This is a genomic window from Acetobacter garciniae (genome assembly GCF_017377735.1).
GTDB lineage: Bacteria > Pseudomonadota > Alphaproteobacteria > Acetobacterales > Acetobacteraceae > Acetobacter > Acetobacter garciniae.
In genome coordinates, this window is record NZ_JAFVMH010000022.1 from 1 (window position 1) to 7,176 (window position 7,176).

General features: G+C 55.1%; 8 protein-coding genes. 1 reads left to right on the plus strand and 7 read right to left on the minus strand.

From position 1 onward, the window contains the following. Positions 1–146: 146 nt before the first annotated feature. The gene (locus J2D77_RS16800) at positions 147–581 is read right to left on the minus strand and encodes a hypothetical protein (RefSeq protein WP_207847673.1); all 435 of its coding nucleotides are present in this window, start codon (positions 579–581) and stop codon (positions 147–149) included. A 167-nt stretch (positions 582–748) separates the two neighbouring features. Between J2D77_RS16800 and traA the strand changes: the two genes are divergently transcribed. Then, positions 749–3,757: a Ti-type conjugative transfer relaxase TraA gene (gene traA / locus J2D77_RS16805; protein ID WP_331000142.1), complete on the plus strand. Its 3,009-nt coding sequence runs from the start codon at positions 749–751 to the stop codon at positions 3,755–3,757. 55 nt (positions 3,758–3,812) lie between these two features. On the opposite strand, the gene J2D77_RS16810 is transcribed toward traA, so the two are convergent. The 6 genes from J2D77_RS16810 to J2D77_RS16840 form a co-directional block, all read right to left on the minus strand. Further along, positions 3,813–4,121 (minus strand): helix-turn-helix domain-containing protein, encoded by a 309-nt coding sequence (locus tag J2D77_RS16810; protein WP_207847675.1) that lies wholly within the window; start codon positions 4,119–4,121, stop codon positions 3,813–3,815. 628 nt (positions 4,122–4,749) lie between these two features. Next, positions 4,750–5,199 (minus strand): DUF29 domain-containing protein, encoded by a 450-nt coding sequence (locus J2D77_RS16820; RefSeq protein WP_207847677.1) that lies wholly within the window; start codon positions 5,197–5,199, stop codon positions 4,750–4,752. Then, positions 5,196–5,441 (minus strand): hypothetical protein, encoded by a 246-nt coding sequence (locus J2D77_RS16825; protein ID WP_230975914.1) that lies wholly within the window; start codon positions 5,439–5,441, stop codon positions 5,196–5,198. The genes J2D77_RS16820 and J2D77_RS16825 overlap by 4 nt, the downstream gene beginning before the upstream one ends. Before the next feature lies 1 nt (position 5,442). Then, a complete protein-coding gene (locus tag J2D77_RS16830; RefSeq protein WP_207847679.1) occupies positions 5,443–6,045 on the minus strand; it encodes a helix-turn-helix domain-containing protein in 603 nt (200 codons plus the stop codon). A 719-nt stretch (positions 6,046–6,764) separates the two neighbouring features. After that, a complete protein-coding gene (locus J2D77_RS16835) occupies positions 6,765–6,938 on the minus strand; it encodes a hypothetical protein (protein ID WP_207847681.1) in 174 nt (57 codons plus the stop codon). Positions 6,939–6,951: 13 nt separating this feature from the next. Next, the coding region (locus tag J2D77_RS16840) for a hypothetical protein (RefSeq protein ID WP_207847683.1) at positions 6,952–7,176 on the minus strand (225 nt) is incomplete at its 5' end.

Sequence of the window (7,176 nt, forward strand, 5' to 3'; positions counted from 1 at the left end):
GAGGTAGGCGTTGCCTCCGAGCTGTTGCGCCAACTTCTGGAGTTCGCTCAATGCGGTGTGTCCTTCAGTGCTGTTCTTTCTCAGCAGCGCGAGGGTCTCCACAAACGAAGCTTCCAGATCAGCCTCAGGCACAGGCGTGTAATCGTTCATAGGGTCCATCCTTTGAACAGGGCTATGTCGTGAGGGCGTTCCAGGCATCGGATCAGGGTGTTCAGCAGTTCCCTAAAGTCTCCCCGGTCGCGAGCTGCGGTAATGAATGCTCCGCCCAGGATGGCTTTGCGTTGTGTGTCTCGCCGGTGGTTGTCCCCTTCGCTACTGGACGTCACCAGGGCCCGGTCACTTTCCCGCATCAGCGGCAGTAATTCACTCAGCACCTCTTCGTAGGCTTCTGGCGGTGCCAGCAGTATGACGCTGCCCAAGACGATCTTTCGACGCGCTTCATTGCGCTGCGTCCGCGCCCGCAGCTTTTCGACCCTGCACCTGGCCTGTTCCGCTTTCGCCTGTGCCAGCCTCACCCGCAGCTCTGCCCGCTCTACCTCGGCTTCCGCATCCAGCAGTCGTTCGGCTACGTCCCTACGCATTGTTTTGGCCCGCCACTTCCTTCCGGTCGCTCTCTCAGCTCACGCATCGAGCAACCTTACATGCTTGATCCAAGGCTTACCATATTATAAGAAATGACATGAACAAAGTGAATGGCTCGCATATATGTTGTTTCACAACATAGCGAGCCCTGCGAGGCAGGGCAAGCGTGGCAATCTGGCATCTCAGATCGAAGGTCGTGAGCAGGTCGAAAGGTCAGAGCGTTGTGGCCTCTGCTGCCTATCGGGCCGGTGAACAGCTTCACGATGAGCGTTATGGCCAGACGCATGACTACACTCGCAAAGTGGTCAGTCACCGGGAAATCATGCTTCCAGAGGGAGCGCCAGACCGGCTGCTGGATCGGGCCACGCTATGGAATGAGGTTGAGGCAGGTGAGCGGCGAAAGGACGCGCAGCTTGCCAGGGAGATCGAGGTTGCCCTTCCCCGCGAATTGACCACAGAGCAGCGCCTTGAGCTTGTGAGGCAGTTCATAGGGGAACAGTTCGTCTCGCGTGGCATGATAGCGGATTTCGCCATTCACGCGCCTCGTGCATCAGATGGGAGCGAGGCTCCGCACGCTCATATTCTCCTGACTATGCGTGAGGTCGGCCCGCAAGGGTTTGGCCGCAAGCAGACAGAGTGGAACAGTCGCACGCTGTTTGAGAGCTGGCGCGAAGCTTGGGAAACCACGGTTAACACGCGGCTGGCCGAGCTTGGGCATGAGGCGAGGATTGACCGCCGGAGCTATCGGGAACGCGGACTGGATATGGAACCCAGTCTGCACGAGGGAGCATCGTATTCTCAGCGTCGCAGGATGCGGCAGGCCGATCCACAGGCTCTCGGACCACAGACCCGACGCACGATAGAAAACGAGGCCAGAAAGAACCGCAATAGGCAGAAAATTGCGGCTGATCCGGCTCATATCCTTGCCGATCTCACACATTACGCCAGCACTTTCACCAAGGAGGATGTGGAACGGGCGGTCAAGCGCTTCACTGGCGATCAGGACGAGGTGTTGGTTGCTGCGGTCTTTGGGGTTGCCGGTGTGCGGCGCCTGGGTCTCGACCTGGACGGACATGAGCGGTTCAGCACAGAGGCTGTTATCCAGGACGAGCGGCAGATATTGGCCATCGCCGACCGACTGGCCGAGCTGCGGCAGCCTGCAACCCGGGTGATTGATCCGGTGACGATCCGTGCGGAAATGAGCGGGGCAGGATTATCTGCGGAACAGGCGGACGCTGTTGTTCACCTGACCAGGCCAGAGCGTATTGCCCTTGTCTCGGGTGTAGCTGGGGCGGGGAAAACGACCATGCTCCGTACCGCAGTGGCTGCGTGGGAGGGGGCAGGTTTTCAGGTGCAAGGGGTGGCGTTAGCTGCCCAGGCAGCGAAGGTGCTGCGTGACGATACCGGGATACCATCGGGGACGGTGGCTCGCCTGTTGAAGCGTCTCGATGAAGGTGAAGAGTGCCTGGGTCGATCCAGTGTCGTTGTGCTGGATGAAGGTGCGATGCTGCACAGCCAGGACATGGCATCGCTATTGCGCCACGTTGAAAGCGCTGGTGCGAAGATTGTCATGGTTGGCGATGCAGAACAGATACAGGCTGTTCAGGCCGGTGCGCCATTCCGTGCCCTGGAAGCCAGGCTGGGCGCGGTGAGAATGAAGGATTCACGTCGGCAGAAAGACCAAGGCGACCGGGCGGCCACGGTGAATATGGGAGCTGGTAAAACCCGGCTTGGCCTCGATCATTACCGCGCAAAAGGAAGCGTTACCGCAAGCGAGACCAGATCTGACATGCTGGCCGAGATCGTGCGGGGATACCTTGCTGACGCCCTGGTGAGGGGACATGACCGGACCTTGTTGCTGGCTCACCGGCGAAAGGATGTTCGGGAGTTGAACGACCTGGTGCGCCAGGCGCTGCTCAAGTCTGGAGAGGTCAAGGAAGGGCACCAATACACGGTCACCGAGATGGTAAGTGACCGAACGGTGGCAGGTCAGACGCGGATGCGAACGGCTCAGCGAGAATTTGGGGTCGGAGATCGCGTGTTGTTCCGCCAGAATAGCAAGGCGCTAGGGGTGGAAAACGGTTCTGTAGGCACAGTGGTTGCCACGTATGACGGCGCGTTGGACGTGCGCATGGGGCAGGACATCAAACGTGTGAACCTCGCGGAATACAGCCAGTTGGATCACGCTTATGCCCGCACTCTGCATAAGGGGCAGGGTGCCACGGCAGAACGGGTGCATGGGGTATTCAGCGGGTCAATGGACCGGAATCTGGCCTATGTGTTGCTGACCCGGCATCGGGAGAGTGTCCGGGCATACTGGAATACCGAAGAGGATATTTCGTGGGAGCGACTAGCCGAGCGGCTGGTGAGGTCTGGCGGAAAAGATATGGCTTCAGACTATGCGGTAGCCAGGCGTATTGCGGCAGAGCAATTTGACCAGGAGAGCGAGGCTGCGCGAGATCAGGCCCGTCGAACACGCCTTGGAGCATTTCTGCACGCGGCCAAGAGCGCTGTTGGCGCTGATCGTGCTCAACAAGCGCGGGATGCTGCGGCCCAAAGAGCGAGAGAAGATGCCGAACGGCAGGCCGAGCAGGAACGGCAACGGGTGTTGCGGGCCGAACAGGAGCGGCAGGCGCGGGCGCGGGAACTCGCTGATTTACGGGCGGAGGTGCCATCTCATTTGACTGCGGTCGCTTCATTGGTGGCCGGGGAGAAAAGCGAGCCTTTCGTGCTTCGTTGCCTTCGTGAGGCTCAGATATCACCCTCTAACTACGTCACGGCCTTTTTGCATCTGGTTCAAGATATGGGCCGTCTTGAAACATCCAGCCAGTATGATGGCCTCAGATATCTGGCCAGGCGAGCGATAGAGAATGCTCCCAAAGAAGGGTTCGACGTGCTGCAAGGGGTGGCTAACAGGATCGTGGCCGTCAGGCGGCGCATGAATGGTTATGACTATGAGCACCGGCGCGAAATGCGGTGGCAAGATAGTCCTAATTCGCTTCTGTCAGAACTTTGGTATGCGGTGCGTGACCACAACAGGATGAACCGAGATCAGGCTATCAACCTGGACCGCCTAGAGGGCGAGGCCGCTCAACACTGGCAGGGTGAAAAGGTCAAGCAGGCGGAGCGCAGCCGCAATACGAGCAGGGGACACGACAACAGCCCCGGTTTTTAGATAGCATATGGATACTATGGATTTCTTAAACAAGAAATCCATAGTAGAATATCCGTCAATAACTAAATACTATGTCAATTTTGCTCGGATTTAATCCTGTTTTATCATGTATTTTAGCCTTTAATTTATTAATTATTGAATTTATATCTTCGTCTTGTGTTTCATTTGTGATTTTATCATTTTCTTCTGAGTATTTTTTCATAAATTGTTCTATTTCTTTTATTGTTTGTTCTCTTGGTTTCGTCTTTCCATTGATAGTGTTGTAAGCGACCTGTAGGTGCAGATGTGCGCCTTGAGCAAATTCAGGAATACTCATTGGGTATTTTTTCCTGAATTCTTCAATTTTATGGCGGATGTCTGACATCTTATTTTCCTTTCCTTTGATGAACCCCGCTGAGGGGGCGACCAGATTTTTATCTCATAAAACATATAAAAATGGAAGATGATTTTGTGCATTTTTTTATGATTTTTGATGAATTAGGAAAAACATAGAAAAGCGGCTCTTCTAAAGACCGAATAGCCGCTGCCATATCGATCGAGCAGGCGGCTCTGGTGTGGCTGGTGGTTCTGGCTCGGGTGGCGCACTCGGCTGGCTTGGGGCAGCCAGAAGGCGGAGCGCCTGGCTCAAGTCCTCGATGTGCCGGTCCTTGGCTGCGATCAGTTCTTCCTTGGCTGCCAGGGCTGCCCGGAGAGCCTTGTTTTCGGCTTCCAGGGCCGGTTCTTGTCCATGGCTCTGGGGGTGGCCCACCCCCGGCCCAAGTGGCCCAACAGGTGGCCCATGTGGGCCACCTGTTGGGCCACTCCTGGCTGCACCAAAGACCCTCAGCATCTCAGATGGATCGATCTTGCCAGAGCCTGAAACGCTAAGGTTTCCCTTGGAAATTGCGCGTTGCAGGGTGCTTCTGGATATGCCCCATGTCTGGGCGGCCTGGCGCTGGCTCAGCATGTGGCCCAGGGTGGCCCAAGTGGCCCACTGGGCCGGCCCAGGTGGCTCATTTGGTAGCCGGAGCTTCGGGCCAGAAATCTTCGTCCATCATCTGGGAGAAGGACCACGAGCAGACTGCTGGGAAGGTGCTTTCTGGAAAGCCGGTTTCTAATGCTGCATCGCGGCGTGCGCGGCGATAGGCGGTTTCCACGCTGGCTTCCAGCGCACTCCGCAGGCTCGGATTGTCGGCCAGATGATCAGTGAGCGCATCACGGGTATTGGCAATCGAAAGACGCCATGAGGGGCCACGGCGGACGGGTTGAAACTCCCACTTGAGCAGGTGGAGAAGCAGAACTGTCAGGCGGCTGATGAGTTCGCGCTTTTCCGATTTTCCCATGCTCTCGATTTCCTCGGCGATGTGTTCCAGGTCCGCCTCGGATAGTTTCCCGGCGCGTAGTAATCCGGCCTGCTGGTTGGCCCATGCGTAGAAGTCTTGGTCGTAAAGGGCGCTGCTCATGTGATTGGCTCCTTCAAGGTGTGGGACACGTGCGCAATGGGGGCCGGTTTTTTGTATTCAGTTCCCCAGGACAGGAGCCATTCTCGCACGGCAGGATAAGGAACCGTACGACCGGCATCAGCATCGGCAACCCCTTCCTGCACAGCGGCTATAAAAGCCGCTGTTTCAGCATCATCATGATGGGCAATCGGGGCGGGGCTCATCACGTAATTCCTGTTTTCTGCTGGGGGAATGGAATTCATTCTACCATTTTTTGGGGTTGGTGGTGAATTCTTCGCTGTCGGCTTGGTGTGAAGCATGCTGACGGGTTGGCAGGTCAGGTTCTAACCCCGCAATAGATGGTTGGGACGGTGGAGGAAGACCATCACCCACAGGCAGTTGTTTCTCTCCTGGGTAGAGAGATGGAACGTGTTCTAGCGGAGGCCGTGCGCCAATTTCGTCCTTATCGGGCTGTTCATCATCCGATACCAAGACAGCAGCACTAAAGAGGCTGTAGCGAATTCCATTGCGGTTTCCAGACCAGGCTACTCGGTCGTTTACTATGTAGGCATTCGTCGTGCCGGCGGCTCCGATCTGGCGGACTTCGATCCAATTCTGTTCCCGAAGCGTGGCGATAGCTCGGATTACGGTATTCCGCGAGCATCCCATGAGTCGTTGAAGATTGGGGAGACTGGCAATCAAAGCATTATGCCGTCCCATGTTGCCAACGATTACATGCATCAAAGCGGCGGCTTTGGGATGAGAGCCGATGAGCTTGGCCCATTTTTCATGAGCGGCTCGTTCGGTCTGAACCCATGTGCCATTGGGCGGAGTTGTAAAGCCAAGCTGTCGTTCTTGCGCCGCCATTTGTCCGACCCTCTGGATATCCATGTTCCGATTTGAGCTTAGATGGGACTACCCAGTCCCATGAGCGGTTATATTTTATCAAATCGCTGATAATTTTTGTCAATAATGTGATGATAAAAAATGTGAATGTATGGACTGATTTTATCAAACCAGTCCCATCTAGATGGGACTACCCAGTCCCATGAGCTATGGGACTACCCCCCCCCTTTAACGTATTGTTTTAACGTGATTTTTTTGTTTGCATTATAATGATCTTAGGAGCCGTCCCTGAAGCCCACGGGTGCGGCGTAGCGAACGCTCTGCGTGAACGGTAGCGAAGCCGCGCCGGTGGACCCTCGGGGGCGGATCAAACGCGAAATTTCAAGTCAGAGAGGAAGGTGTTGGCTCGTGCTTTTAGCGATGGTCAAAACACGTGTTTTTAACTATGGTCATGAACAGAAAATGGCGAAAAACTGCGGTATTTTAATGCCTGGACGGGCCCCAAGAATGGCCAGTTGATGACCAGACGACCCTGACGGGCCGCGCTATGCGGCTCCCGCTCCGCGCTCGCTCTGACCCAGACACTCCCTTGTGCCGAGACATGGCCTATTTTGCTCAAGAAGGGGATGATGTTAGGAATGACTATGCCACCAAACGCCTAAGGATTGCGCGTGAATGCTGTCTGGATCGTCTTTAGTGGGTATGTAGCCAAAATAATTTAGACCCATCTGTGCGGGCTTCTATTCTGGTTTTTGAGGCATGCCTTCAATCCGCCGTCGAACGGCATCCAGTTTGCGGGCGATCCAATCGACCACGACGAAGCAGAAAACCAGAGACAGGACGACTGCCAGCAGCGTGTAAGGCAGCTCTGAATAAAATGCGTCCCAATTCAGGTTGAGGCATGTCGTGGTCATTTTCACCCCTATCCTATAGAATTTTGAAATAGATCAGAGCTTCTGCCGAAAAAAACATTGCAGCAGCAATAAACAAAACAACAATGGAACCCATACAAAGGATTGTTAAAACGTCTTTTGCGAATTCTATACGTGTTTGTTTTGCTGGTCTGCTGTTTGCTATTACAGATTTTGCCTCTTTTAATGTAGTATTGACCGCCTCAAGTGTGGCCATAACATTTTTATATTCCAGTTCTCT